The organism is Pseudovibrio japonicus (genome assembly GCF_014651595.1).
In the GTDB taxonomy this organism is placed as follows: domain Bacteria; phylum Pseudomonadota; class Alphaproteobacteria; order Rhizobiales; family Stappiaceae; genus Pseudovibrio; species Pseudovibrio japonicus.
On sequence record NZ_BMXE01000003.1, the window covers coordinates 440,727 to 467,101 of the forward strand.

At 54.2% G+C, this 26,375-nt stretch carries 18 protein-coding genes; 7 read left to right on the forward strand and 11 right to left on the reverse strand.

The features are described 5' to 3' along the window. The first annotated feature begins 29 nt into the window (after positions 1-29). Positions 30-902 (forward strand): LysR family transcriptional regulator, encoded by an 873-nt coding sequence (locus IE076_RS10525; RefSeq protein WP_189436725.1) that lies wholly within the window; start codon positions 30-32, stop codon positions 900-902. Positions 903-1,017: 115 nt separating this feature from the next. On the opposite strand, the gene IE076_RS10530 is transcribed toward IE076_RS10525, so the two are convergent. Both IE076_RS10530 and IE076_RS10535 read right to left on the reverse strand, forming a co-directional pair. Continuing rightward, a complete protein-coding gene (locus tag IE076_RS10530) occupies positions 1,018-2,034 on the reverse strand; it encodes a DUF5671 domain-containing protein (RefSeq protein WP_189436726.1) in 1,017 nt (338 codons plus the stop codon). A 255-nt stretch (positions 2,035-2,289) separates the two neighbouring features. After that, positions 2,290-9,687: an apolipoprotein A-IV repeat region-like domain-containing protein gene (locus IE076_RS10535; RefSeq protein ID WP_189436727.1), complete on the reverse strand. Its 7,398-nt coding sequence runs from the start codon at positions 9,685-9,687 to the stop codon at positions 2,290-2,292. 389 nt (positions 9,688-10,076) lie between these two features. Here IE076_RS10535 and IE076_RS10540 point away from each other — a divergent pair, with 389 nt between their 5' ends. The 3 genes from IE076_RS10540 (at position 10,077) to IE076_RS10550 (ending at position 11,432) form a co-directional block, all read left to right on the forward strand. Next, entirely contained in the window at positions 10,077-10,373 is a 297-nt protein-coding gene (locus IE076_RS10540) for a hypothetical protein (RefSeq protein ID WP_189436728.1), read from the forward strand. A gap of 332 nt (positions 10,374-10,705) precedes the next feature. Then, on the forward strand, positions 10,706-10,990 hold the full coding sequence (locus IE076_RS10545; RefSeq protein WP_189436729.1) for an Hpt domain-containing protein: 285 nt from the start codon (positions 10,706-10,708) through the stop codon (positions 10,988-10,990). Between the two features lie 121 nt (positions 10,991-11,111). Beyond that, positions 11,112-11,432, forward strand: coding sequence for a 2Fe-2S iron-sulfur cluster-binding protein (locus IE076_RS10550; RefSeq protein WP_054666908.1), 321 nt, complete (start codon positions 11,112-11,114; stop codon positions 11,430-11,432). 70 nt (positions 11,433-11,502) lie between these two features. Here IE076_RS10550 and IE076_RS10555 read toward each other — a convergent pair whose 3' ends face one another. Beyond that, positions 11,503-12,720: an MFS transporter gene (locus IE076_RS10555; protein WP_189436730.1), complete on the reverse strand. Its 1,218-nt coding sequence runs from the start codon at positions 12,718-12,720 to the stop codon at positions 11,503-11,505. 108 nt (positions 12,721-12,828) lie between these two features. Between IE076_RS10555 and IE076_RS10560 the strand changes: the two genes are divergently transcribed. After that, a complete protein-coding gene (locus IE076_RS10560) occupies positions 12,829-13,617 on the forward strand; it encodes an AraC family transcriptional regulator (RefSeq protein WP_189436731.1) in 789 nt (262 codons plus the stop codon). A 7-nt stretch (positions 13,618-13,624) separates the two neighbouring features. Here IE076_RS10560 and IE076_RS10565 read toward each other — a convergent pair whose 3' ends face one another. From IE076_RS10565 to IE076_RS10600, 8 genes are all read right to left on the reverse strand, one after another. Beyond that, complete coding sequence (locus IE076_RS10565; protein ID WP_209009025.1) at positions 13,625-15,331, reverse strand: DUF3011 domain-containing protein; 1,707 nt, start codon at positions 15,329-15,331, stop codon at positions 13,625-13,627. A 197-nt stretch (positions 15,332-15,528) separates the two neighbouring features. Beyond that, positions 15,529-16,704 carry a vWA domain-containing protein gene (locus IE076_RS10570; protein WP_189436732.1) on the reverse strand — a complete coding sequence of 392 codons (1,176 nt, stop codon included), beginning with the start codon at positions 16,702-16,704 and terminating at the stop codon, positions 15,529-15,531. Between the two features lie 74 nt (positions 16,705-16,778). Next, complete coding sequence (locus IE076_RS10575; protein WP_189436733.1) at positions 16,779-17,300, reverse strand: GrpB family protein; 522 nt, start codon at positions 17,298-17,300, stop codon at positions 16,779-16,781. Positions 17,301-17,384: 84 nt separating this feature from the next. Further along, entirely contained in the window at positions 17,385-18,443 is a 1,059-nt protein-coding gene (locus tag IE076_RS10580; RefSeq protein ID WP_189436734.1) for a YcjF family protein, read from the reverse strand. Continuing rightward, positions 18,440-19,936 carry a YcjX family GTP-binding protein gene (locus IE076_RS10585; RefSeq protein WP_189436735.1) on the reverse strand — a complete coding sequence of 499 codons (1,497 nt, stop codon included), beginning with the start codon at positions 19,934-19,936 and terminating at the stop codon, positions 18,440-18,442. The genes IE076_RS10580 and IE076_RS10585 overlap by 4 nt, the downstream gene beginning before the upstream one ends. Positions 19,937-20,028: 92 nt before the next feature. After that, positions 20,029-20,559 carry a SixA phosphatase family protein gene (locus tag IE076_RS10590; protein ID WP_189436736.1) on the reverse strand — a complete coding sequence of 177 codons (531 nt, stop codon included), beginning with the start codon at positions 20,557-20,559 and terminating at the stop codon, positions 20,029-20,031. Positions 20,560-20,958: 399 nt separating this feature from the next. Continuing rightward, positions 20,959-21,588, reverse strand: a complete 630-nt coding sequence (locus tag IE076_RS10595) for a hypothetical protein (protein ID WP_209009026.1) — start codon at positions 21,586-21,588, stop codon at positions 20,959-20,961. A gap of 22 nt (positions 21,589-21,610) precedes the next feature. Next, on the reverse strand, positions 21,611-22,447 hold the full coding sequence (locus IE076_RS10600; RefSeq protein WP_189436737.1) for an AAA family ATPase: 837 nt from the start codon (positions 22,445-22,447) through the stop codon (positions 21,611-21,613). A gap of 325 nt (positions 22,448-22,772) precedes the next feature. On the opposite strand from IE076_RS10600, the gene IE076_RS10605 reads away from it, so the two are divergent. Together IE076_RS10605 and flgK are read left to right on the forward strand one after the other, a co-directional pair. Further along, positions 22,773-24,452 carry a flagellar hook protein FlgE gene (locus IE076_RS10605; protein WP_189436738.1) on the forward strand — a complete coding sequence of 560 codons (1,680 nt, stop codon included), beginning with the start codon at positions 22,773-22,775 and terminating at the stop codon, positions 24,450-24,452. Between the two features lie 53 nt (positions 24,453-24,505). Then, on the forward strand, positions 24,506-26,347 hold the full coding sequence (gene flgK, locus IE076_RS10610) for a flagellar hook-associated protein FlgK (protein WP_189436739.1): 1,842 nt from the start codon (positions 24,506-24,508) through the stop codon (positions 26,345-26,347). Positions 26,348-26,375: the final 28 nt, after the last annotated feature.

A 26,375-nucleotide genomic window follows, 5' to 3' on the forward strand; every position in this document is an offset into this window, starting at 1 on the left:
TTTAGATCATTGAAAAAGGAGCTGATTTTATGACGTTTGAACAGCTGGTTGTGCTCGAGGCGATTGTGAGTCAGGGGACGTTTCGAGGGGCCGCGGAGCATCTTCACAAGGCGCAATCTGCGGTCAGTCATATGCTGAAGAAGCTTGAGGACGAGCTCGGATTTGAGCTGCTTTCGCGGGAAGAATACCGACCTAAGCTGACACCGTCGGGTGAGATTTTTTATCGGCATGCGACGCGTGTTCTCAGGGGTATGCGAGAACTGAAGTCGATTGCGCAGAACCTTAATTCACATCACGAGGCGGAAGTGCTGCTCTCGGTGTCTTCGACTTATCCGTTGCCGCCCTTGCTGAAGTTGATTGGGACGATGACACCTGAGTTTCCAGCAACCCACATTCGTCTTGCTCGAGACAACATGGGAGGGCCGTTGGAACGGCTGCTTTCTGGCGAGGCGCAGATCATTATCAGCACGCTGCATGACGTGCCTATGGAGCGTGTGGAGGCCGCGCCGGTTGCTCCTATTGTGATGTTACCCGTAGCTCATAGGGACTTTCCAGCGGCGCAGGGGAACCACTTGAGAACCACCGCCGAGATGCAAGGGTATGTGCAGGTGGTGGTTTCTGACAGCAGTCAGTCTAATGAGCAAAGTCGTGGTTTGTTGCCAGGTGGTTTGCGATGGACTGTTTCTGATTTTGCCACCAAGAAGGAGATCCTGATGGAGAACATGGGTTGGGGTGGCATGCCGGATTATCTGATCCGCAAGGAGCTGGAGGAAGGGACACTGGTACCCTTGAATGTGGAAGGTTATGCGGCAACGCCTGTACAGCAGTACGTGATGCGTCGGCGCGACAAACCCGCTGGTATTGTCGCGCAAGCCATATGGAACCGGATCACTGCTCAGTGATGTGCTGTAGCGATTAAGTGCGAGGATCGCGCTATCGCCTCAGCGGCTGCGTTGTTTTGTGCTGGAACTCGCTTCTTCGTATTGCTGAGTTCCAGCAGGTGTGGCTTTCCGCTGATTATTTGATGCTATCCGTGATGCAATACAGGTTGCCTCTTATGTCGGCGTTGTATCCGCGCAACCGCTCAGGGGCTTCGACCGTGGTGCAGAGCTGGAATTGCGTGGCTGAGAGTTTCTTGTAGGTGACCTGTGAGGCAAAACCAGTGAGGCGCTGTGGGCTACGTGCGCAGCTCATTGGGTCCAGTTCATCTGGAAGGTCTTTGTCGCGGGTGGCTTCGCAGTTTCTGATGCCCTCTGAAAGCCTGTGCATGTCGGAGACACGCAAGCTATCCCGGTGTTCCATTTGCCCCTGGGCTGGGCCGCCGACGGTCCAGAATGAGAAGGCCAACACAAATACCGCCAATCCGGTTGCCAACCATCGTGCGAACAGCTTGTCCAGCTTACTCACACTTTCGTGGTCCTGTCGGTCCTGACGGAAATACTGGATCACGACCAATGATAGAAGAGCGACTGCGCCGGACTTGGTGATAAAGCGGGTTGTCAGATCGCCATCCAGAAAACAATAGATCAGGTAGATGGCATCGCAGAGCAGTGTCATTGCGGCTGCGAAAATGGCAATGGCAGTCAGCCAGCGCCTTACGCCACCGTACTTGCTTGCCGGGTTTGCTGCACAGTTGTGCGCATCTTTGTGATGGAGCCAGACGAAAACAGGCGTAAAGATAATCAGGGCTGCCATTGACCAGCGCAGGCCACGCAGTCCGCTGCTGGAGAACCTATCTCCAGCCTCCGGCATCCACAGAGTGATCAAGCCCAGCAGTAGTGTCAGGGTGTTGGCGATCACCATGCCAAAAGCCGCGAACAACAGTGCATAGAAGACTGCATCCCACGCGGCTGTGGACCGCAGTGGTTGAGGGACGGCACCAACCAACTTGTCGTAGGACCAGCTGTTCAGAGCTGTGTCTATCTCCAGAGCCGTCCAGCTGGAAGGGGTTAAGCATGTGCGGATGTCATCTTTGGAAAGGCCCTTGTTCAGTGCATCACGTACGAACACGGAGAGAGCAGCGGGGATCTGCATATGAAAATCCTTTAAATGCCAATCAATTAAGTAGAGGTACGCCCAAGTTTGGAGGCTTCAATTTTGCCCGTATTAAAAGCCTTCCAATATTACATGAGCATGTCTTTTTGAACTGATCAAGGTTCTTCGGAGTGGCGCATCGTGAAAAGGCTTATCTTGTGCAAACGAAACTGCATCGATCATCGTGCTTTGCCCAACAAAAAAGGCTCCCGAACATCTCGGGAGCCTTTTTTGTTTTCAGTGTTTGCCGTCAGCTTAGTCGAAGCGGCCACTTGCGTGTGCGAGCATGGTATAGACCTTGCCGGTATCAGAGGTCAGGTAAGTTTGACCGAGCTGATTGTCGCTGTCGCTTCTGGAGACCTGTGAGAGAAGCTGCTCGAAGTCCTGAATGTAACGCTCTACAGCGCTGCGGAATTCGGGGTCACGGCCGTACTTCTGACGGATCTCGTCGAAGGTCTGCTGACCTTGCAGGGTGTACAGGCGGCGGGTGAAGACATCACGTTCGCCGCGCTTGTAGCGCTCCCACAGATCCACAAAGGTCTCATGGTCAACTGCACGAGCAATGTCCATGCTCAGGGAGTTGAGTGATTCAACCATGTGCTGCGGGGTGCGTGCGTTTGCTGTGTCACGCGCCGCATGGGCGGCACCGCCTTCATCATCTGATGCGCGGCGAAGCAGATCGCTGATCCAGCCCTTGGATGTGCCGTTCCCTTGTGGAGCCGAGGCTGAAGATGCCTGTTGGCGGGATGGGCGCGGAGCTGGTGCTTCCATGCGGCGTGGGGCAGGGGACATGCGAGCTGGCTTTGCGCCAGTTGCCGCAACCTGCTGCAGGGTTGGTGCTTCAGCTGCATAGCGTGCGTCAGCTTGTGCTGCTGCTGGCGCAGCGTTGAGTGCACGTGCAGGCTCCGCTGGTGTTGATACATCAAATTGAGAGGACTGGCGGGACACGATGGTGGAGAGTTCCTCCAGTGCCTTTACCTGTTCACTCACGATACGGCGCAGTGCAGAGGTTGAGGCTTCCGCCTCATCCGGCAGAGCCAGAATGCCCTTATTAAGCTCGGTGCGGGTTGCTTCCAGTTCCTGATGAACGGAGCGTGCCACATCGCGCATGCGTGCTGTTGCGTCTGTAAAGCGCTCAGATGCCTCTGTGACGGTGGACTTCATGTCATGGAGGATTTCGTCATGGGCAGCGCGAACAGCGTCACGTGCCTTCTGACCTTCCATGCCAGCCGTCATGCGCATGCTTTCGAACTGTTCGGTCACAGACTTGGTTGCCGCTTCTGCTGCTGCACGGAGCATGCCGGAAACTTCGCGGGCCTTATCGTCTGCAACTTCAAGGGTATCACCAAGGGTGGTGGTGTAGTTACCCATGAGCACTTCGACATCCTGCGTCTTCTTGATCAGGGTGTCTGCAACCATCTCGATTGCCATGCGGCGGTCGGTGAAGCGGTTGTCAACGTGGTTGTTGGTTGCTTCCAGATCAGCAATTGCCTGACCGAGAAGCTGGTTCTGGTCTTCCATGCGGGTTGCGATCTTCGCAGCGTCTGCAAGCACGGTATGTGTTGTGTTGCGGAGCTGGCCGACCTGAGCCTCGATGGTGGCGTTTGCTGCCTCTGTCTCGGTTACAGCGCGGTCAATCGTGGTTCTGAACTCGCCTGCGCGGTTTGCCAGGTTGGTTTCAACTTCAGACAGGTTCTCGCTTGCAGATGCAAGGATCTGACGAAGACTACCATTGGAGGCGTTCAGGCGTGTCAGGATCTCGGAGACGTCTGTTTCAAGACGCTCTTTGGTGCCTGTCATTACGTTCACGGCCATCCGGGTGCGATCTTCGATGGTGTTGCCGATGCCGTCGATGGTCTGTGTCAATGCGTCGGCTGCAACCGCGCCCTGACGGGTAACGGTTTCTGCAACTTCCTGTCCCTTTGTGGAGACTGCATTCAGCAGGATGTTCATGTCAGACTGCATGCGCTCGCGGCTGTCGTCCAGACGGATTGTTGCAATGTTGCTGCGTTCATCGATGGCGGTGACGATCTTGTCGCCAGCCTCCACCAGATCACGTGTTGCCTGCAGACCGTTTTGAGCAAAGCGGTCGGAAACTTCACGGCCCTTCACAGTCACTGCATCCAGAATTGCGTTCTGGACTTCGTTGACGCGTGTGGTGAGGTCATGGGCGCGGTTTTCGATCGCCATGATCAGTTCGCTGCCGTCCTTGCCGATGATCTCGGAGAGCTCAGCGGAGCGGCTGCCGAAGGCATGATTGAGGTTCTCGGCTTTGACCAACAGTTCGTCTGCCACGGACTTGACGCGGGTAGACAAGGTGCCTGCAGCTTCTTCGATGGTGGAGAAGACGCGGGCCCGAACTTCGTCGGTTTCACCTGCCAGCATCTGGCGAACATCTTCTGCAGATTCTGCAAGGATCGCCTTGGAGCGCTGACTTTCCGCAGAGAGGCGACCAGTAACCAGCTCGATCGTCTGGGAGAGATCGCCGCGTACCTTGTCGCTTTCGCCGGTGAGGGCACCAGACATTTCAGCAAGGGTTGCGGTGTACATGGCGCGGGCGTTCTCGCTTTCGACGGCCAGAGCGTTTGCTGCCTGTGCCACGGTAGTCAGAACACGCTGTGCGACTTCGTCACCTTCTCTGGTAAGCGTTCCACGGACGGTTGCCATGGCATCAGAGACAGCTGCTGCTGCCTTCTCGCCTTCGCCTTCCAGAGAGTTGCGGGCTTCGCCGATGGAGCTGGAAACGATCTCCTGCAGACGTTCGCCTTCCTTGCTCAAGGTGCCGGAGAGCTGCTCTACGCTGCTGACAACCTTCTCGGTTGTGAGGTCGCGTTCCTGAGCCAGACGATCGGATGCCTGACCGACAACTTCGAGGATAAGGTCGCGAACACGGGTGCTTTCGGAACCAAGGGAAGAGGTTGCCTCTGCCATTGCGCTTGTAAGCGTGGTCGCTGCCTTCTCGCTCTCGTCGCCCATTGTGGTGGAGATGGCTTCGAGGCGATCGTTGAGGATCGTTTCGAGAGCCTTGGAGCGGGTATCGAGTGTTTCCGCAACTTCGAAGACCTTGGAACCGAGAGACACGTTGATCTCTGCGACTTGCTCGGACAGAGCGTCGGTGAGGTTCTTGGACTGCTTGACGATGATGCTGCCAGCTTCTTCCAGACGGCTGTCGAGCGCTTCGTTGATCTCGGTCTGACCGTCGTGGAATGTCTTGGCAATCTCACGGGTCCGGTTGACCAGAGTTTCAGAGATCTGCTTGGCACGCGCATCCAGAGCCTGATCAATGCGTTCTGTTCCGGTGGACAGGGATTCAGCAAGGTGTTCTGCACGGTCAGAGATGACAGTGGCAGCTGCTTCAACCTTGTCGCCCACAGCCTGATCGAAGGTGGACAAGCTAGTGGAGATTGTCTCTTCGATAGCTTCGCTGCGCTGTGCGAGGATTTCGCCGATCTTCTCTGCACGGTTGGACAGAGAAACGCCAACCTGCTCCACACGATCGGAGAGGTTGACCGCGATGATGTCGGTACGGTCCTCGAGGATCTTGGAGATGGACTGGGTTTTCTCTTCCAGAGTGCTTGCGATGATGCCAGTACCGGTTTCCACCGCATCGGCCAGCTTGGTGGTGCGGGTCTCGATGGTTTCGGTAAGGGCTGCAGCGCGGGTATCGAAGCTCTGCTCGAAGGTGTTGGTGCGTTCTTCGAGTTTAGCGTCCAGAGACTGGATGCGGGTGTCGAAGGATTCACCGATGTTCTGGCTGCGCAGGTCGAGAGACTGAACGAGATCGGACCCGTTTTCGGTCACAACCTGTTCCAGTTCTGCCAGCTTGCTTGCCAGACCGTCGTTCAGGGCACGGCCACGGATGTCGAGGGTCTCGGTAATGCGATCGCCGATTTCGGTCAGATCTGCGGTTACACGTTCACCACGGGAGCCGATGAGGTATGCCAGCTGTGTACCGGTGTCAGCCAGTTTGTCAGCCAATTCCTCAGTGCGCAGGCCAAGTGCGCCGGTGATGTCAGCTGTTGTGCTTTCAAGAGTGGCCTTGAGGGCGGAGGTCTGCTTGCCGATGGTGTCAGCCACTTCAGCGCCGCGTTCTGCCAGACGCTGATCCAGCTCGGCACCGTTGACGGTGATGCTTTCGTAGATCTGGGTGCTGACGTTGCCAAGGCGGTCAGCCAGCTCGCCGCCGCTGACGGTGATTGTGGTGCCGAGGGTGTTGGCAGTTTCGTCCAGACGGGTTGCGATGTCGCCGCCACGCAGGGACAGGTCGGCAATGATGCTTTCGCCGGCACCGCGCAGCACCTCGGAAACCTCGGTTGAGCGGGTGGACAGAGTGTCGATGAAGTGGGTGCACTGTACGGCGATTGCCTGGTTGATCTCGCGACCACGGTTTGCAATGCCGTCTGCGGCCTGTTCGCCGGTTGCGCGCAGGGCAGTGTCCAGGTTGGTGACGCGTTCGTCGACCACACCCATCATCTCTTCGGTGCGGCCTGTGATCGTATCGATCAGGCGGCCACTGGTAAGAGACAGGTTGGCGTTGATTTCTTCGCCGCGGGTGAGGATCTCGGTGGAAAGAGCCGAGCTTGCAGAAGAGAAGTGCTCGGTGATGCCGGAGATGGATGTTTCGAGCGTTTCATGCAGCTGTGCGTTCGCACCGGTGAACTGATCGGCCACGGTTGTTACGGTTAGGTTCAGTGTATCTGTCAGCTGTGCATTGGCGGTGTTGACGGTGTCTGTCAGGTTGCCGATGCCGCCGTCCATGATCGTGGAGATCTGGGAGCTTGCTGCATTGACAGTCTCGTTCAGGCTGCCAACGCCAGAGTACAATGTCTCCGAGATGATTGTGTTCGTGGTTTTGACGGAGTCCGTCAGGCTGCCCACACCGCTGTCCATGATCGTGGAGATCTGGGAGCTTACGGAATTGACAGTCTCATTCAGGCTGCCAACGCCGGTGTTCAGCGTTTCGGTGATGATTGTGTTTGCTGTTGTGACAGAGTCTGTCAGGGTACCGACGCTGCTGTCCATGATCGTGGAGATCTGGAGGCTTGCGGAGCTGACGCTCTCGTTGAGGCTACCGATACCGGTGTTCAGCGTCTCGGTGATGATTGTGTTTGCTGTTGTTACAGAGTCTGTCAGGCTGCCGACGCCGCTGTTCATGATCGTAGAGATCTGAGAGCCCGCAGCATTGACTGTTTCGCTGAGCGTAACAACACCGCCGTCCAGAGCTTCGGAGATGTGTTCTTTTGCGCCAGAAACAGTGGTGGTGAGGTTGGTCACGCCGTATTCCAGCGCATCTGTGATGTTGGCGGTTGCGCCGGATACAGATGTGGTGAAGTTGGCCGCGCTTGTGTCCAGCGTTTCTGTTAGCTGTGCGGTTGCGCCATAAACGCTCTCGTTGATGTTGGTGACGCCGCTTTCCATGGTCTCTGCAATGGCAGAGGTGGAGTTGGCGACCGTTTGCGAGAGGAGTTCAACGCCGCTGTCCAGAGACTGGGAAAGCTCGCCGCTGACGCCATCCACGGTACGTGTGATGGTGTCGACGCCACCCTTCAGGGTCTCGGTTAGGTTGTCGTTTGCTGTGGTGATCTTCTCGGTGACGTCGTTGGACGTGGTGAGAAGTGTTGTTGTCAGCTCAGACCCGGCTGCTTCGACGCTCTGATTGATGGAAACAACGCCAAGGTTCATTGTTTCTGTCAGGGTGTCGTTTGCGCTGGTGATCTGCTCGGTCACCGTAGAGGTTGTTGTTGTCAGAGCCTCGGTCAGCTCAGCGCTTGCAGTGGTGACGCTTGTGCTCAGTTCTGCGACGCCAGTAGAGAGGATGTCGCCAATCTGAGTGCTTGCACCTTCTGCGGAAGAGCTGATGGACTGAACGGAAACGTTGAGCGTGTCGGTGAGGGACGCGTTTGCTTCGGTCAGCTGCTCTGTAACAGTCGAGGTGGTGATGACCAGTGTCTGTGCCAGCTCGGAGCTGGTTTCGGAAACGCTGGTGGTGAACTCGGAAAGGCCATTGACCAGTGTGGAGTTCAGCTCGGTGTTTGCAGCAGAAATCTGCCCAACAACGTCGCCGGAGGTGGTTACCAGCGTTTCTGTCAGCTCGGAACTTACTCCGACAAACTGTGCAGTCACAGAAGAGACGGTCTCTTCGATGGAGGCTGTCAGTTCGGTGCCCTGTGCCTGCAGAACGCCTTTCATGGCTTCTGTCTGGTCGGTGATGGTTGCGGAAAGTTCTTCGCCAGCTGCGCCCAGTGTTGCGTTCAGAGCGTCGCCGCGTTGTGCCAGCAGGTCACTGATTTCGTTGCCGCGTGCAGATAGGCCGTCAACAATCTCGGTGCCAGTGGTGGACAGGGTGGTTGTGATCTCTTCACTGCGGCTTGCCAGGTTATCAACGAGCGCCTCTGAGGTTTCAGAGAGGCGTGCGTTGAGGTCGGTGCCGCGCTCGGTGAGGTTATCAATGAAGGAGTTCGCGGTGGAGGAGAACTCTTCATTGATGGAAGCCCCGCGATCATGCAGTGTTTCGGAGAGCTTGGAACCGGTTTCAGAGAGTGTTTCCACCAGCTCAGAGCCAGTGGATGTGAGACGCTCGACATAATCGTCGGAGCGGATGGTTAGCGAGGAGACCATGTCGCTGCCAGCTTCGGTGAAGCTGTCGGTGACTTCGGAGACGCGGCCTTCAAGCTTGCTTGTCATCTGCTCAAGAACAGAGTCGATCGAACCGGTGAGGCGTTCCCGGGCGCGATCAACAGAGGAGGCGAATTCCTCTGATGTGTTGGCGAGCTGTGAGGCAAGGTTTTCGTGGGAGCCGGAGATGGTTTCGCGCACCAGCTCTGCGTTGGCCTGAATGGCCTCGCGCTGGCTGACGAGTTCTTCCACCAGGCGGCGAATTTTCAGTTCATTGTCATTATAGGAGTTCTCAAGCGAGGACACTTCCTTATGAATGAGAACTTCCAGCTCGCTGGCGCGGGCAATCGCGCGTTCAATACCGTCGCCCATGGCGGCGGCTTCGCGGCGGATGGCCTGGCCAACGTTGAGGATGCTTTCTTTTGCAACGTCTTCCGGCTCAGCCAGACGAAGGGCAACCTCTGTCATGCCTCGGGCGACATTGCGCATCTCTTGCGCGCGCCAGAACATGAGGGCCATGACCCAGACAAAAGCAATTGGGACGACAATAAAGACGGAGATGAGAACCAGCGTCGGGTTTTCAAATACGCCTGAGAAAGATGCAGATTGTTCGAGCTGCGTTGCAAACGTGTCCCATGACATTGCAAGGCCGAGGCTGGCCCAGACAACGGAGACTGCAAACGCAAACCAGAAAGGAGCTGCGGAGGGCTTGCGTTGCAATGCGAACATTAGAGAGCCAATGGACTGGCGGTCATCGTTGCTTGCTGTGGGGGGGCGGCCACCACGGCCATTTCTGCGAACCTGTCTCGAAGCTTGATTTTCTTCTACAAGCTGAGCCAGTTTTTTGTCAGAGGAGGGTGCTGTTGTGCCAGCCTCCTTTGCAGGGTTGGCAGACATTTGCGGGGTGTCCGCAGTCGTGCTTTCCTGTTCGCTGGATGAATTGGGCTCTAGTGTCGCGCCAAAATCCGCCTCAAGGGCTTCTTCTACCGCTGACAGAGCCACTTCCGATGGAGCTTTCGCCTTCGGGGTGTTCGCCATATCTCGCCTCGCGTCCGTACTCTCTACTTGTCGGTCGTCAGCACAATGTTTCGCCTTTTGTGCCGGCGCCGTTACCACAAGGCGTGCGTCATATCGGGGAGAACGGTCTGCCCAAACGAGACCGATTTCCAGACAACAGCGGGTTTGATCCCCTGCAATCCGACAGCTCTAAATTGAGAGCACCGTCGAACTTCCGGGACCAAAAAACCGGGAGTTTTCAGAATCAATGCGAGCCGTTAAGATTAACGGAACATTAAGATTTAGATTTCCCCACCTTGCAGCTACCCTTAACCTAATGGCACAATCCGGTGGACTGTACAACAGAAGTGGCCCGGATTTTTAGGTGCTCTACGAGAAGTTACAGGCAGCATTTTTGGGGGGAACTCACTATGGCTGATCGCGAAAATTCTCCAATTGGTTCTAAGGGCTTCCATAGGCCAAGCCCCACACAACTCAAATGGTTAAGGCGAGGTCTTAACGAAGCGGGTGGAAAGTTACCGCTGTTCGATGAGAGCGGTCGCCAAGTGTCTCCTGCAACTGTGCGCGCTTGTGTTGATGCAGGGTGGGCAGAGCCTTGGTTTTCCAACCCGTTGAAGCCTGATTGGCTTATCTGCAAGCTGACCGCCAGAGGTCGTGAGGTGGCAGAGCAGGACGGAGATTCAAAAAAACTTGTTAACCAACTTTAACGGAGCGCCTTGTCAATTTTAACGTGTGCTGGCAGGGATTGCCTGTGACGGGGCCGCGAGTCTGGATTTGAATCTGGACGGTAGGATATTGTTAACCATAAAATTAAAACCTGTGTTTTCTTTTGGGGAACAGATTCCGTGGTTCACGGGAAATGAGGGGAGAGTCTCTGCTGAGTCTTGGCAGCGGTGTGTTTTGAGACTTCGAAACGAATCAACTTTCCGATTGTCGCGATAACTTTGAGTCATCTTGCTGTGTTGGGAGGCGTGGCGTCAGCTTGGCTATGGAACTACATAAAACTACAGTAGCTATATGCAGGGATCATTTTTCAGCAATGACGTTTGATGATCCGGATCTGCAAGGTCAGATCCTAGAGGCGTTCGCGCAGCAGATCGAAGAGTTTCGTCGCGGCTTGCAGGAAAATTCTTCTCCCGAAGCTTTCGCAAGATTGCTGCATCGCTTCAAAGGCTCTGCGCGCGGTGTTGGAGCGTTTGCTCTCGGTGATGCGCTTGAGCGCGCAGAACATGAGATCGGGAGCGGACAGAAGGCGGTACTCGCAGATGTTGAAACCTGCCTTGAGGCCGTTTCATCAGATCTTCTGGTGCTGCGAAAATCATGATTTGGTATTGACTGGTCGGGTTTGACCCAAATATCTGGTCGGGAAGTTCTTGAATAGCTGGGCGGCTACATGTATCTGAGGACAACAGAACAAGCCAAACAGGGTCGGGACGACTTTAAATATGCCAAAGATTACTTTCATCACCTCATCAGGTGAAAGCCGTGAGGTGGATGCTGCCGCTGGTTCTACCGTTATGGAGAACGCGATCAAGAATATGATCCCTGGAATTGAAGCGGAATGTGGTGGTGCCTGCGCCTGCGCGACCTGTCACGTTTACGTGGACCCAGCGTGGAACGACAAAACCGGCGAGCCAGAGCCAATGGAAGAGGACATGCTGGACTTTGCGCAGGATGTTCGTGACACATCCCGTCTGTCCTGTCAGATCCGCGTGACTGACGAGCTTGACGGTCTGGTGGTGCATATTCCGGAAAATCAGAGCTAAGCAGCTGCTGCATGAAACGACAAAAGGCTGGTCCGATTGGGCCAGCCTTTTTTGTTGATTTGTGAGGTGCTTACTCAGCTCCGACCGCTTGAGGTTGGCGTGTTGGGACCCAAACCGTTTCCATGCCAGGTTCCGGATTGCGTGGGATCATGCGGCTGAGGACCAGACTGATGGCAGCCATTGATGCGCCTGCAATGAACACCAGTGCGGGTGAGAAGAGCCAGATGGTGCCGAAGACCACCGGGATGACCACTGCTGCGATGTGGTTGATGGTGAAGTCAAGGGCGGAGGTTGGGGCGATGTCAGCTGGATCAGCGATTTTCTGGAAGTAGGTTTTCATGGCGATGGCCATGGCGAAGAAAGCATGGTCGATCACGTAAAGGGCGCCAGCCACATACACGTTGGTGACGAAGGCGTAGGACAGGAAGACGATGATCAGGCCGATGTATTCGCAGGTTAGGGCAGTTCGTTCGCCAACGCGGCCAATAAAGGCGCCGATTTTGGGAGCGAGGAACATGTTGATTGCACCGTTGAGCAGGAACAGCGCAGCAACTTCGTGCACCTCGTAGCCAAATCGCTCAACCATCAGGAAGCCTGCGAAGACGGTGAAGATTTGACGGCGAGCACCGCTCATGAAGGTGAGGGCGTAGTACAACCAATAGCGTTTGCGCAGGATCAGCTTCTTATGCTGCTCGACGTGTGCTTTGTATTTCGGGAAGGCCACGGCAGCGAAGACGGTTAGCGCCATGCCAGCGACACCCGCCCAAAGGAAGACCTGCTCATAGGAGAGGTCGAACGTCTTCCAGCTGAGCATGATCGCGCCGTAGATGAGCAATGAGACCAGTGATGAGACGGCGATGATCTTACCAAGCAGCGCCGGTGCGTCTTTCTTCGGCAGCCACTGAAGGGACAAAGATTGCTTGAGGGTCTCGTAGTAGTGGAAGCCGAAGGACATGATGAGCGTGGTGGCGTAAAAGCCGATTGCGGAGGGGAAGTACCCGGTAATTGCAATGCCGAAGCCCATGAGCCCCAAAGAGATGAGCGTGAAGGTCTGCTCTTTGAAGATCAGCAGCATAAAAATGACGGTGAAGGCCAGCAGACCCGGAATCTCGCGGATGGACTGCTGAATACCGATTTCCTGCCCTGTAAAGTCGAGTGTGTTAACGGCAAAGTTATTGACGAGGTTCCACCACACAGAGAACGAAAGCTGTGAGGCGACAGTGAGAACCAATAGGAAGACAAAGGGTGAGCGCCAATCGGCTCTGATGTCTTTTATAATATTCAACATGGGGCTTCCGTCTTATAAATAAGCTTTGCAATTTAATAAGCGAAAAGTTTATTTACGTGATAGCACTAGTTTGCCAAAAAATGTTCTGGAGTCGCCAAGAGGTGTCTGATGCCCATTCACACTGACGTTTTCAGGGATCCACATGAGGTTGATCGCCCACAACCCATTGTTGCTTTCGCGGAAGATAAGCCCAAGGATCAGCATAGCGAACCGCATTCACATGCACGGGGGCAGCTGGTTCACATCCTGCAGGGGTCGACGACAGTGTTCACCGAAATGGGGACGTTTATTGTTCCGCCAGAGCGAGCCGTGTGGATTCCGGGGGGCATGGTGCACAGACCGGTGTATCCAGCTAAAACGCAGTTTCGCAGTTTGTATCTGCGTGAGGATTGGTCGGCTCGGCTCTCCGATAAGCCGGTTGTTGTGCAGGTGACGCCTTTGCTCAGAGAACTGATACAGGAGATTATGGCTGCGCCCCGGGACTATGCGCTTGATGGGCCGACGGCACGAGTCGCGCAGGTGATTGTGGATCAGCTGAAGAGTTTGCCCGATGCACCGCTGCAATTGCCCATGCCAATCAATCACGCGCTGCTGAAAGAGCTTTGCCAGTCGATCCTGCGGTGTCCTGCTCATTTGCCAAGCCTTGCGGATGCCGCGGAACGCACGCTTATGTCGCAACGCACGTTTGAGCGTCGGTTCTTTGCTGAAACGGGCGGTTGGAGCTATCGCAAGTGGTGTGGGCAAGCCAAGCTGTTTCGTGCGCTCGAACTGCTCTCGGCGGGCAGGAGTGTGGGGGATGTGGCCTTTAAGCTTGGCTACGAGGGGCCGAGCCCGTTTATCTCGCAGTTCCGCAAAGCGTTTGGAACAACGCCGGGGAAGTACTTCAAGGTGAAGTAGGTAAGAGTTACCTGGTGCCGCTGCAGGCGCGGATGAACTGGCGTACAGGCTTGGCGCTGCCCTTAAGGCTGACGTTGTAGGTGGCATAACCACCCAGATTGACCTCGAGTTCATGATCTCTGGCCATGCGGACCCATAGGGATGAGCCGTTGCTGAGGGTGAGAAGCGGTAGTGGAACGCCAGATTCAGGATCCAGCGCGCTGCCAACACCCACGAAACTTTCTGTGAAGCGGCGTGCGGCAAGAGAGATCAGCAGGCTGTCGCCTTGCTGCAAACTGGGTACGGGGCGCTGGAACATGATCTCTATGTCACCGCTGCCAGCCAAGCAACGGGCGTAGAAGTCAATGTCGTCGGTCTCCGGCACACCATGTACCAAAACCGCTCCTTGGTCCTCGCCATCGCCAACAGGGAGGCCAGCGGCCCAGACATAAGGTCCGTCATAGCCATTTTGCGGTGCTCTTTCCCGTGAGAAGGTGTCGGGATTTGGCAGGAGGTCTTGCGTGATCAGGTCGCTGTTTTGCTCATGAAACACAAAGTGCTGTGCGGTGTTGCCTCGGCGATTGAGAGCGCAGGAGAAGTTGAAGGGGACGTAGAGCCCCTGATTTTGGTAGACACCGCGGCCAGCCAGTTTGTCGCCTGTGCGGGCGAGCACGGGCTTCTGATTCATCTGTTGGCTGTTGAAGGTGCCAAGGCCCAGATAGACTTGTGGTAGTTCAGAAAGGGAGTTCTTGGATGCGATGACCTTGCTGCCAAGTTTGGCGCAGGCGCGGCGGGCGTTCCAAAGAGGCTCGGCAGTATTGAACGCCAGATCATCTTCCGGCGCTATCTGGCTGTTTTCCAGTGGTGGCAGGTCCTGAGTGACTACGTGCACCGGAGGGGCTGCTGGCGGGGAAGTGCTATCCTGCTTCAGCTTGTAATAACAAGCTTTTCTGGAGGAGGGGGCTGGGTCGCCAAATACATCTGTACGGCAGTGAACTTCGTCCTCTGCGGTCTTTTCGTAAAACGCGCCGGGTTTGCCGAAGCGTACAGTTGTTGCATAGGGTAGCTCGCAGACCTGAAACTCCAACGCGCATTTACGCCAGCCGTCCTGCGTGAATTCAGGCAGTTGGGGGATCGGGGTGATTACACCGGCGGCGCTTGCGGATTTGACTTGCTGCTGGACAGAGGAGGAGCTGGCGCTGACTGTGTCTACCGTCTTGCGGGCATAGGGCTTGTTGCCAACGTAAAAGATGCCTGCGCAGCCTTTGTCTGTCCAAAGATACGATGGGACAACGCCCCAGCTCTCGTTGAGCTTGCACAGTGCGTTGGAGGTTTGACGCAGCAGCTGCACATAGTTGCGGTTGGCGTTTGAGACCTTACACTTGGTGTAGCTTGCGTTTTGTGAAGCGCAGATAAGAACGTTGGTGCCGTCCAGGCGATCAGGTGTGTTGGCCACATGGTTTGCGGTTGAGGGCCGGTGGGTTGCACCACTGCGCTGAACGTAGTCGTCTTCGGGCTCGCTGGTAAGGGTGCTCGTCAGGCAGTCGATGAACTCAGGACTGTCCAGAGCTGCGCTGGTTTTGTCGAGGCAGCTTTCAATCACCAGAGCTGGAATAAGCGCGTTGATTGGTGGAATGGACGTTGCGTTGGCAGTGGCAGCAAGGAACGGTGCAATGAAGGCAAGGGTGCCTGCAGATGTCCTTGTAAACAGTTGCCACAAAAAAGTTTTGCTCACTGCATAGCCTCTCTTAGATCGTCTGGTGCCTTATTGCCTAACGCAATCAGCTTGCGCCCAGCTGAAACTTACTTGCCCCGCTCCTTATAAGTGGGTCGCAAGCACTCTCTAGCGGGCGCATTTGCTCTCTAAAACTTAATGCTATTTGCAGTCTAGTTGGAAAATTCCCCAAAGGGGAAGATAAATCCGATGTGTTGCTAGCGGACAAGTTCCTTCATGGCTGAATCCAGACCTTCCAGCGTAAGCGGATACATGCGTTCGTCAAACAGCTCTTTCATCATGCGGATGGAATGAGTGTAATCCCAGTGCTGCTCGCGCACCGGATTGAGCCAGACCGCGCGTTGGTAAAGATCGGTGACGCGTTTGATCCAGACGTTTCCGGCTTCTTCGTTCCAATGCTCAACAGAGCCGCCCGGATACGTGATCTCATAGGGGCTCATGGAGGCATCTCCGATGAAGATCACTTTGTAATCGCTTGGGTATTTATGGAGAACATCCATTGTGTTGATGCGCTCTTTGTGACGGCGGCTGTTGTCCTTCCAGACAAATTCATAAAGGCAATTGTGGAAGTAGAAGTACTCCATGACCTTAAATTCGGTCTTGGCTGCTGAGAACAGTTCCTCGCAGACGCGGATATGGTCATCCATGGAGCCGCCGATGTCGAAGAACAGCAGCACTTTGACTGCGTTGCGCCGTTCCGGGCGCATGTGGATGTCGAGCAGGCCTTTGTGGGCAGTGGATTTGATGGTGTTGTCCAGATCAAGCTCGTCGGCCGCACCGGTTCTGGCAAACTTACGCAGGCGCTTCAGCGCGACCTTGATGTTGCGGGTGCCCAGTTCGACAGTGTCGTCTAGGTCCTTGAACTCGCGTTTGTCCCAGACTTTAACCGCACGGCGATGTCGGCTGCCCTCCTGCCCGATGCGAATGCCTTCGGGGTTATAGCCATAGGCTCCGAACGGAGAGGTACCGCCGGTGCCGATCCACTTGTTGCCGCCCTGATGACGTTCCTTTTGTTCTTCCAGCCGCTTTTGCAGCGTTTCCATGAGCTTTTCAAAACCGCCCATGGATTCGATGAGTTTCTTTTCTTCTTCCGACAGGTGTTTTTCGGTGAGCTTGCGCAGCCATTCCTCTGGAATGTCCGTAGTTGGCACTTCGCTCATAAGATCAAGGCCGTTGAATGTGTGTCCAAAGACGCGGTCGAACTTGTCCAGATTGGCTTCGTCTTTGACCAGTGTTGTGCGGGCAAGGAAGTAGAAGTCTTCTACACGCTTGTAGGCCAGGTCAGCATCCAGGGCTTCCATAAGCGTCAGGTATTCGCGTACGGATACAGGTAAGCCAGCGGATTTTAGCTCTTCGAAAAACTGAATAAACATGGGGCCACACTATGCGAAAGGGTTGTGCGGTGTCGAGAGTGCATTTGACACCTTAGGCAAAAGCATAGGGGTTCTTAAGAGGCTCCTGCCCAGTCAACTGCCTTGGCCACATGTTGCTCGACAAAGTCATTCTTGCCTGCGCAATAGTCTGCAACATCCCCGTTGACGTCTTTTGCGATCTGTTTCTTCAGCTGCGCGTATTGCTCGCGGACTTCAGGGTGGGCTTTCAGGTAGTTGCGGAAGGCAAGATGGCGATGGGCATGTGGATCGCCAGTTATGAAAGCATGGAGATGGTGTGTGCGGTCATCGCCTCCCTTTTTAAAGTAGCGGCGCCCCTCAATGCCGTACTCGCCTTTGGCGACGTATCCGATATTGATGAGTTTCTCGGATTGATCATCAAGTGCCTGAAGGTCTGAGACTTCCAGCAGGATGTCGATGATCGGTTTTGCAGCAAGGTTTGGCACGGACGTGCTGCCGATGTGGTGAATGTCTGTGACAATGTTCCCGAGCAGATCGTGCAAGGTCTTAGCTTCCTGCCGGAATTTCTCCGGCCAATGGTTTCTTGCTTCTACCACTTTGACTTTTCGCATGATCATGGCTCTTCCTGTTGCCGCCTCTCATCAGAACCTTGAGCCTATCAAGGTGCGGAGCGGATGTGCAGGGCTGGTATCAGAATTTCATCAATCCTGATCGGCAACCTCATCCGGTGCAGATTTTGTGATCTCGCTCATCAACTCTGAGAGTGATGGGCCTTTGGTGGCTATGAACGGGGCGGGGCGGCAGGTCTGTATGGCGGCAACGCCGATACGAGCGGTGAGGAAGCCGTTGACCAATCCTTCGCCAAGGCGGGCGGAAAGTTTTGCTGCCAAGCCCTGACCGATGAACTGTTCCACCAAACTATCACCAGCTGCCATGCCACCTGTTACAGCCAGATGGGCGGCAACGTCGCGCGCCAGACGCCAGAAACCAAGTGTGCCGGGACGAGCGCCATAGAGGCGAGAGACACGGCGGACGATGCGCAGGTTCTCATAGAGTACGATCAGGATATCGACGAGCGCGCGGGGGGACAGCGCCGTGATAACGGAAACCCGCTTGGCGCTTTCCATAACAATAAGGCGTGCGCGGGCATCAAGCGGTGCCAACAGGTCACGCTCCGCCAACTTGACCAAGTCCCTGCCATCAATGATTTCTTGCGTATGCCCTATGAGCAAGGTGCGGCCATGGGCCGTTTCTGGACGGTCTGCGTAAAGTGCCATCAGCTTTTGGAGTGCGGCGCGGGCTTCCTTATCGCTATCATTGTCGGCGGCGGTCTGCAGGTCATCACGGATATGGTCGATTTGCTCCAGCCGTGACAGGGAGCGCCATTCTTTGATGAACAGTCCGATCAGGCCAAGGAAGGCCAGGACAGTGAGGCCTACGGCTGTCCAGCCGAGCCAGTCATAGCGGGCAAAGAGATCTCTGATGAGGCTGTCGACTGCCAGACCAATCGCAAGCGAGAGTAGACCACCACCACCAATGGCAATGATCTTGCTCCAGCGGCTTACTGCTGGCTTTGGTTCTGGTGCGATGTTGTTTTGCGGCAGAGCGAGTGCGCTTTCGTCCTCTTCTGAGACGACAGCTTCGGAGGATAAAGGTTCCTGAGCGAACTCTCCTTCCAGCCGGACGGAACTGTCATCCAGTTTGAATGCCTTTGGCGCACGGCGTGTCTGAGGCTTATGCTGCGTTTTCTTGTTGGTCATGCGAGTTTGTCTCCCAGCAAGAATTCCATTGCTCTGTCCAGCCGGATGTGCGGGAGGGACAAGGTGAGCCCTTCTGCGGTGCGTTCCAATTTTGGCGGGCGGAAGCGGACATATTTGAGTGCGGTTTGATCCTCTGCTTCCGTGCGGTCTTGCTCTTCGGCAAACAGGTCACTGAGGTCCTCGGGTAAGTCTCCGGGGAAGATGGCCGCTTCTTCTTCGCCATCAAACTGTATGTCGCCGATGGTCTCTGCGGGCATTGGAGTGCCGAGCAGGGCAGGGGTTTCCACGCCGTCATGGTGAACCGTGGCTTGCCGTGTAGATCTAACGGAGGCAAGGGCGAGTGTTTCGACTGACGCTCCGGAGAACTCTGCGCGGTTGATTGCCTGTTGGACCAGCTGCTGCAAAAGCTTTTCGAGATGCTCGTGATCCTCTCGGCGCAGATGGTCTGCCTTTGTTGCGGCAAACAGAATGCGGTTGATCTTACGGGAGAGGATTGAAGACAGCCAGCTGGATTTGCCGGGTCGGAAGGCTCCCATAATCTCTGTCAGGGCCTGACTGAGGTCGTCCAGTGCTGCTGGTCCGGCATTGATGGCGGTGAGCGCGTCCACGAGCACGATTTGCCTGTCGAGCTTTGCGAAGTGGTTCTTGAAGAACGGTCTGACAACGTGCTTGCGATAGGCCTCGTAGCGGCGCTCCATAATGGCAAGGAGGGTGCCTGCCTTCGGTTTGACCTGCGTGCTGCCAAGATCTAGCGGCGCGAACGTTAGGGCGGGGGTTCCCTTCATATCCCCGGGCATGAGGAAGCGTCCAGGAGGCAGCATTGATAGAGCGTTTTCATCATCCCGGCAGCGGCTCAGATACGTTGTGAAGGTGTTCGCCAGATCGCGGGCAACGTCCTCTGAAAATTCTTCGTGCAACTTGTCCTGATGGCGGGCCAGCGTGGACAGGAATTCGGCGGACAGGTCCGGCCTTGCTTTGGCGCGCTTAAGGGCTTCCTTCGAGAATTGGCGAAAGTCCTGACGCAGCAGAACCAGATCAAGAAGCCATTCACCGGGATAGTCCACGATGTCAAGGTGAAGCTTGCCACCACCCAGCTGGCGGCTCAGGAAGGTGGCCGATTCATATTCAATGGTCAGGCGCAGCTGAGAAATCTGATGGGTGGAGTCTGGCCAGAGGCGTTCCTTTGTCAGCGTTTCAACATGCTGCTCATAGTTGAAACGTGGTACATCATCATCCGGTTGTGGTTGAAGATAAGCGCGGGCGAGCCGTCCTGTGCCTGCTGCATCAAGCAGCGGCAGACGGCCACCAGCGATGAGGTTGTGAACGAGGGCCGAAATAAAGACCGTTTTGCCGGACCGGGCCAAACCGGTCACGCCCAGACGCACGGTCGGAACCGTCAGGTCGACCGCTGACTCAGCGAAATTATCGAGCGCTGTCTGCGCGTCGGTCAGCGCAAGTCTTGCGTTTTTAAATAATGAATTCAGTGGGCTCACAGATCATCCTCCAAAGAACGATGTGGGCGTTCTTTAGAGGAATACAATCGCAAAATACTTGAAAATTGTTAGGTGGTGCAAAATTTTCCTAGTCAGGAACCGGAGACAGCCTGCAGATGCCGTGGTTGATAGTAGGAGACGATTGTACCCTTCTGGCGTTCAATTTCTGACCAGCGGTGCTCTTCAAAGTCGATGGCTGTCAGGGTTCCAGTGGGATATTTGGATTGGATCTGGGCGATATACTCAGGGTTGCCTTTGCCGGCGAGCTCAAGTGCAGTGTCCTGAATGGCCGTGTTGTGTCCGATCACGAGGACAGTATCAAAGCCGCCGCCATATGCGCGGATCGCGTCGATGTAGTCGCCTTCGCTGGAATTGTAGAGGTCTCTGAGAAGCTGGATGCGGGTGTCACAACGCAGGTATGGCATAATTTCCATAAGTGTCTGACGTGTGCGCAATGCAGTGGAGCATAAGATCAGTTTTGGATGAAGATGATGCTCGTGGATGTGTGCGCCGAGCTTTGCTGCAGCTTTCCAGCCGCTGGTATTGAGTGCACGATCGTGGTCATGGACACCTTCGTCACCCCAGTCGGATTTTGCGTGGCGTACCAGCATCAGGTGAAGCATGTGTGATCCTCCATTTATACGTTATTACTTAAGCTTCCCAATAGGAAGAAATCATATAAATTGTATTTGTACTGTACTTCTATATTGCATTGCAGCATTTATTGCTGTCTTGGTTTGTTGTTACTTGCTTTATTTCTGTTTGAAACCTACATGCTTTTCTATTGATTTGGAAGTCGATAGTATTCCCCTAATAGTATGGGGTTTATGTTTTGTAATTACTGAAATATTTATTTGTGCTTCATGCATTAACAATGAGCTCAATTCACCCATATTTTCATAGCTCTGAGCATGCAAAAGGGTTAAGGCCGCGGCTTCGGCTGCTCTTAATGAAATCTACTTTGGTATGAATGCTGCATTGATTGCGCTGAGCTGTTCGGTCGAGCTGCGTTCGTCGCGGCCTTACTTGTCTTGCTGATGCTGCTCGATGCGGATGGTGAGTTTCTTGAAACGAGAGTTGATTTTTTGCAGTGCACTCTCCGGCAGGTCATCGGAAAGCGATGTCCAGACGGTGTAATCAGCACTGGGGGCAGTGTAGGCGGTGAAGCTCTCGATGCGTCCAAACCGCGCCATTGTTTCTGTTTTAAAGGCAACTTCGTTTTGTGGTGTCTTCAGGTCGAGTAGTTTGAATTTGCTTTGTTGGTACCCGCTCTTGAAATCGTTGATGAGTGCGGTTGCCGTTCCTTTTTTGTGACGTCGGAAGACGACTTTGATTTCGCCGTCTTCCATCTCGTATATGCATCCGATGCCCAGCTCTTTGAGATCCGGAACCACTGCTGATCTGGAGAGCTGCCCCATGTAGTCGGGGCAAAACATGCCAGTGAAGTGTGTCAGGGCATCCACGTCCTTGCGCCAGCCGTTGTGCAGAGTATGCGGTTGGTAAAGGAGGTCTTCTGAAACTTTAGGATGTGCTTGTGCTGGTTGGACGAGATGATGACCGTTGATGAAAAGCAGGCAGCCCGTCAGGACTGCCTTGCACGCATTGGCAAGCGTACGCTGGCTTGAAAATCCGGTCTTGTTGTTTTGTTTCATTTTCAAGCCAAGCGGTGAGGCATTATCGGCGGTTGATGAATGCGAGGCGTTCAAACAGGTGGACATCCTGCTCATTCTTAAGCAGCGCCCCGTGCAGCGGCGGGATGATCTTCCGGCTCTCGGTTTCGCGCAGGGTTTCTGGGTCGATGTCTTCATTCAGGAGCAGTTTGATCCAGTCCAGCAGCTCGGAGGTTGACGGCTTCTTCTTCAGGCCCGGAAGATCGCGGAGATTATAGAAGGCGTTCAGTGCTTCCTTGAGCAGGCGGTCTTTAATCTCGCCGAAGTGAACATCGACGATTTCACTCATTGTTTCGGCGTCAGGGAATTTGATGAAGTGGAAGAAGCAGCGGCGCAAGAAGGCGTCCGGCAGATCCTTCTCATTATTTGAGGTGATGATGACGATTGGGCGTTGTTTGGCTTTTACGGTTTCGCCAGTCTCGTAGACGAAAAACTCCATACGATCCAGCTCCTGAAGCAGGTCGTTCGGAAATTCGATGTCCGCCTTGTCGATCTCATCGATCAGCAGAACCGGACGCTCGTCCATTTCAAACGCTGTCCAGAGTTTGCCTTTGCGAATGTAGTTGCGGATGTCTTTTACGCGCTCATCGCCGAGCTGGCTGTCGCGTAGGCGGGACACCGCGTCATATTCGTAGAGGCCTTGCTGGGCCTTAGTGGTGGATTTGATGTTCCATTCAAGAAAGGGGACGCCGAGGCTCTGGGCAATTTCCTGTGCCAGGACAGTTTTGCCGGTTCCCGGTTCGCCTTTGATCAGCAGGGGGCGTTCGAGGGCAATTGCAGCGTTGACTGCGATCCGGAGATCTTCTGTGGCAACGTATTGGGAGGTCCCTTCAAATTTCATCGCTAAATCCTGCTTGATACCGTAATTTTGCGAAAACACTAGTCTCTCGATAAGCAATGGGCAATCCCTGTAGCGTTGCGCCATTGGGCTTATCTAGTGATTTTGCCGCAAGAGGCGGTCTTGTCTTTCGTGCTGGGAACTTTCTGCCGAGTAAGGCGAGTTTATTGCCGGGTTGAGGAGGTAAATGCTATGGTTAACAATAGTTTAAAATTCTAAATTACTGAAATGGTTGAGTAAATTAAGCTTTCTGAGTTGGCATACAAGTTGCATCGTTTGTCCAAAAATCTGCGCAAGTTTGAGCGAATTTGAATTTTAGGTGGGCTCGATGAGTATTTATGGTGCAATTAACGCTGCAACGACCGGTCTGGATGCACAGTCCAAGGCGTTGGAGAACATTTCCGGTAACGTGGCGAACTCTTCGACCACTGGCTATAAGCGTCTGGACACAAGTTTTTCTGATCTTGTTTCCAGCGGTGGTAGCCGACAGTCTGAGCAGGTTTCAGGCACCGTCATGGCAACTTCGCGTGCTACCAACTATCTCTCTGGTGATATTGCTTCTGCCGACTCTGATACCTACATGGCGATCAACGGGCCTGGGTATTTCCTTGTAACGAACAGGGATGGGCTTGGTCAGCAGTCGCCGCAGAATTTCTATACTCGCGCAGGTGATTTTAACCTAGATATAGAGCGAAACCTTGTGAACTCTGCTGGCTATTTCTTGCAAGGTTACCCGATCAATCCTGCTACAGGGGCGGTCAGTGATCGTCCTGAGCCGATTCAGGTGCCTGATACGCCTATGCCTGCCAAATCGACTACGGAGATAAGTTATCAAGCGAACGTGCCGGCGACACCAAACACGAATAACTATGAGGACGGAGTTCCTAACTCTCAGTACATTGATCCGAGTGTGTTTTCAAACCCCCACGAACTTTCTACAGATACATTTGTTGATGCTGGTGCAACCGCGCTAACTTCCGACAGTCTGCTGGTGGCTTCAGAGCAATTTCACGAAGACAATACTTTGACGTTTAAAGTAGGGCAGCATGATGCAGTAGTGTTTGACGTTGATGCTACCACCACTGTTCAGGATTTGCTTGATGAGCTGAACGGATTGCATGGCGTTACGGCGCGGCTTGATGGAGCTGGGAAGCTTGTAATTTCCTCCTTTCAGAAAATGGAGCTTGATCAGACAGGAACAGTGCCTTCAGGTGATCCACTTCTCGACATGGACTTTACTCCGCAAGCTTTGCCTTCAGGTGCTCCTTATAACCCAGAGGTTGTCACCGGAGATAAAGCACAGGACTTTATCGACTCGTCTATCGCGGGTGGGCAGGAAACCATCTATGACGAAAATGGGACAGCCGTTACTGTTGAGTTTCGTTGGGCGCTCAATGCTGAGGATAAGTGGTCACTTTTCTACAACACGAATAACGAGGCAACTGGGGATGAGGTTGCCTGGAAGAAGGTCAGTGACATGTCCTTCGATTCTTCAGGTACTCTGACTTCGCCAGCTTCAGGTTTTGCTGAGATTTCGGACCTCGAAGTGAACGGCGTGAATATGGGGGATATTACCTTCAAATTCGGTCAGGGCAATCTAACTCAGTATGAAGAAGTTGTTGGTGGTGCGAAAGAAGTTGGTTTCTCTCAGGATGGTTACGCATCCGGTGCATTTCAGTCGATTTCCATTGATGATGGCGGTAATGTAGTTGCCAGGTATACAAACGGCAAAACCCAGCAGCTCTTCAAAATTCCTGTAGCGACGTTTTCGGCTGAACATGAGCTTCAGCGTGCTGACGGTGCCGCGTTCCTGGAGACCTCCACATCCGGAGGGCCTGATTTCCGGAATGGTGGTTCTATCCGCGCAAAAGCGCTGGAGAGTTCCAATGCGGATATTGCAAAAGAGTTTTCGAAACTCATCATCACGCAGCAGGCTTATTCGGCAAACTCCAAAGTGCTGACGACGGCGAACCAGATGCTGGATTCGGTTCTTAATATCGTACGATAATGTGTTGTCGGGGTAGGCAGCTGTCTACCCCAATGCTTTGGGGAGATTAGGGTATGGGTCTCGGAGCAGCTCTGAATGCGGCGATGTCGGGATTGTCGCTTACGAAGGCGCAGCTTGCGGTTTCATCCAGAAACATTGCGAACGCGAATGTTGATGGATATACGCTGAAAACGATTGTGGGTAGCGAAGTTCACAACAGTTCGACGTCTTCCTCTTCGGTACTGACCAATCAGGTCATGCGGCAAATTGATACCGAACTCCAGGCTTCCTATTGGGAAAGCATGAGCGACTCTGCCTATGCCACGCAATATAACGATTTCATCAAACGCTTGGACCAGATGTTCGGGAAGGTGGGGGACGCAAGTTCTATCCCTAGCCTGATGAATGACTTTACGAATGCCCTGACATCTCTCGCGACTGATCCAAGCTCTCAAAGCGCACAGAACGTTGCGGTTACCGCAGCTGAGGAGCTGGCTCGGAGTATCAATGGTACTGCGAACCAAGTGCAGAGCATGCGCCGTGATACAGACGCTGCGATTGCCGATGAAGTGACGCAGGTCAACTCCATCCTGAAAGAGATCGAAGGTCTGGAGGCCAGCATCTTAACAGAGCGCTCTGCAGGCCGTGAAACGGCTCATCTGCAAGACCAGATGGATCGCCAGCTGGAAGCGCTGACAGAGAAGATGGATGTGGAGATCAGGCAGGATGATGAAGGAACGCTGCGGATCTCAACTAAGTCTGGAGCTACGCTTTACAATCATCAGGCCTCTGAGCTGCAATTTACGCGTAGTCCGACGATTGGGTATGGCGTTGAAGGGAATCCTATAGAGGTGCGGTCAGCGTCCGGTTCTGTGATGGAACTTACGCCCTCTGATATGAAGAGTGGCAGTCTTGGTGCCTTGATGGAATTGCGGGACAATACGCTTCCTGAAACGCAGGCGCGGCTGGATGAGCTGGCGAGCCAGATGGCGCTTGCGCTGTCCCAACAGACATCGGAGGGCAGTGAAGCTGACAATGGCGCAAATCTGCCGGCAGCAACGGGTCTAGGCGTTGATACATCAAATTTGAATTCCTCCGGCGATACGATCGAGCTTGAATTTGACGTTAATGGTGAAAGTCGGAAGGTTACATTTGTTGCTGTGACCGATCCGAGCCTGTTGCCGCTCTCTTCCAATGTCACTGCTGATGCAAATGATATTGTGCATGGGATTGTCATCCCAGCGGATTCGGCTTCTTTGCAGAGCCAGATTTCCAACGCTCTTGGTACCGGATTTGAGGTCTCGGTTGATGCGGCCGGAGATTTGAAGGTGCTTGCGCCAACTAGCCCTGGTACGATTGAAATCACTCGGCTTACGGCAAAAAATACCCGCACGGTGACCGCTGCGGATGGTTCTGAAATTCCTCTTTTTGTGGATTCAAAAGACGGGGGGATTCCTTATACTGGTGCTCTTGAAGAGGGTGGACAGAAGACTGGATTTGCGCAGCGTATCGTCGTGAATAAGGCTGTGGTTGATGATCCCAGCCTGCTGGCGGGCGAGGCGGATGCGCAGAGTTCTGAGCGGGCTAATCTACTGAAGGATCGGCTGACACAAACCGAGTTTACATTTGCGCCAAGCTCGGGAATTGGCGCAAAGAACGCGCCTTATGTGGGGACGATCTCGGACTTTGGTATTGAGACAATCGTCAAGCAGAGCCAGATTGCGAGTGCTGCTAACTCGGCAGAAACCAACACCGGTGCTGTGACAAGTATGGCAAAAAATGCCTATGAAAACAGTTATAAGGTCGATGTGGATGAGGAGCTTGTGAAGCTCACCGAACTGCAGAATGCTTATGCCGCCAATGCGCGGGTTCTCTCTGTTATTGACGAGATGTACGATACGCTGTTCAATATATAAGAATATTGCATTAGGGGTTGTTTCTTTA

Bases quoted from the DNA above. Each gene is read 5' to 3' on its own strand.
- IE076_RS10550 (WP_054666908.1), top strand. From the start codon at position 11,112: ATGCCAAAGATTACTTTCATCACCTCATCAGGTGAAAGCCGTGAGGTG.
- IE076_RS10555 (WP_189436730.1), bottom strand. From the start codon at position 12,720: ATGTTGAATATTATAAAAGACATCAGAGCCGATTGGCGCTCACCCTTT.
- IE076_RS10560 (WP_189436731.1), top strand. From the start codon at position 12,829: ATGCCCATTCACACTGACGTTTTCAGGGATCCACATGAGGTTGATCGC.
- IE076_RS10535 (WP_189436727.1), bottom strand. From the start codon at position 9,687: ATGGCGAACACCCCGAAGGCGAAAGCTCCATCGGAAGTGGCTCTGTCA.
- IE076_RS10580 (WP_189436734.1), bottom strand. From the start codon at position 18,443: ATGACCAACAAGAAAACGCAGCATAAGCCTCAGACACGCCGTGCGCCA.
- IE076_RS10600 (WP_189436737.1), bottom strand. From the start codon at position 22,447: ATGAAATTTGAAGGGACCTCCCAATACGTTGCCACAGAAGATCTCCGG.
- IE076_RS10590 (WP_189436736.1), bottom strand. From the start codon at position 20,559: ATGCTTCACCTGATGCTGGTACGCCACGCAAAATCCGACTGGGGTGAC.
- IE076_RS10575 (WP_189436733.1), bottom strand. From the start codon at position 17,300: ATGATCATGCGAAAAGTCAAAGTGGTAGAAGCAAGAAACCATTGGCCG.
- IE076_RS10605 (WP_189436738.1), top strand. From the start codon at position 22,773: ATGAGTATTTATGGTGCAATTAACGCTGCAACGACCGGTCTGGATGCA.
- flgK (WP_189436739.1), top strand. From the start codon at position 24,506: ATGGGTCTCGGAGCAGCTCTGAATGCGGCGATGTCGGGATTGTCGCTT.
- IE076_RS10545 (WP_189436729.1), top strand. From the start codon at position 10,706: ATGACGTTTGATGATCCGGATCTGCAAGGTCAGATCCTAGAGGCGTTC.
- IE076_RS10540 (WP_189436728.1), top strand. From the start codon at position 10,077: ATGGCTGATCGCGAAAATTCTCCAATTGGTTCTAAGGGCTTCCATAGG.
- IE076_RS10525 (WP_189436725.1), top strand. From the start codon at position 30: ATGACGTTTGAACAGCTGGTTGTGCTCGAGGCGATTGTGAGTCAGGGG.
- IE076_RS10570 (WP_189436732.1), bottom strand. From the start codon at position 16,704: ATGTTTATTCAGTTTTTCGAAGAGCTAAAATCCGCTGGCTTACCTGTA.
- IE076_RS10595 (WP_209009026.1), bottom strand. From the start codon at position 21,588: ATGAAACAAAACAACAAGACCGGATTTTCAAGCCAGCGTACGCTTGCC.
- IE076_RS10530 (WP_189436726.1), bottom strand. From the start codon at position 2,034: ATGCAGATCCCCGCTGCTCTCTCCGTGTTCGTACGTGATGCACTGAAC.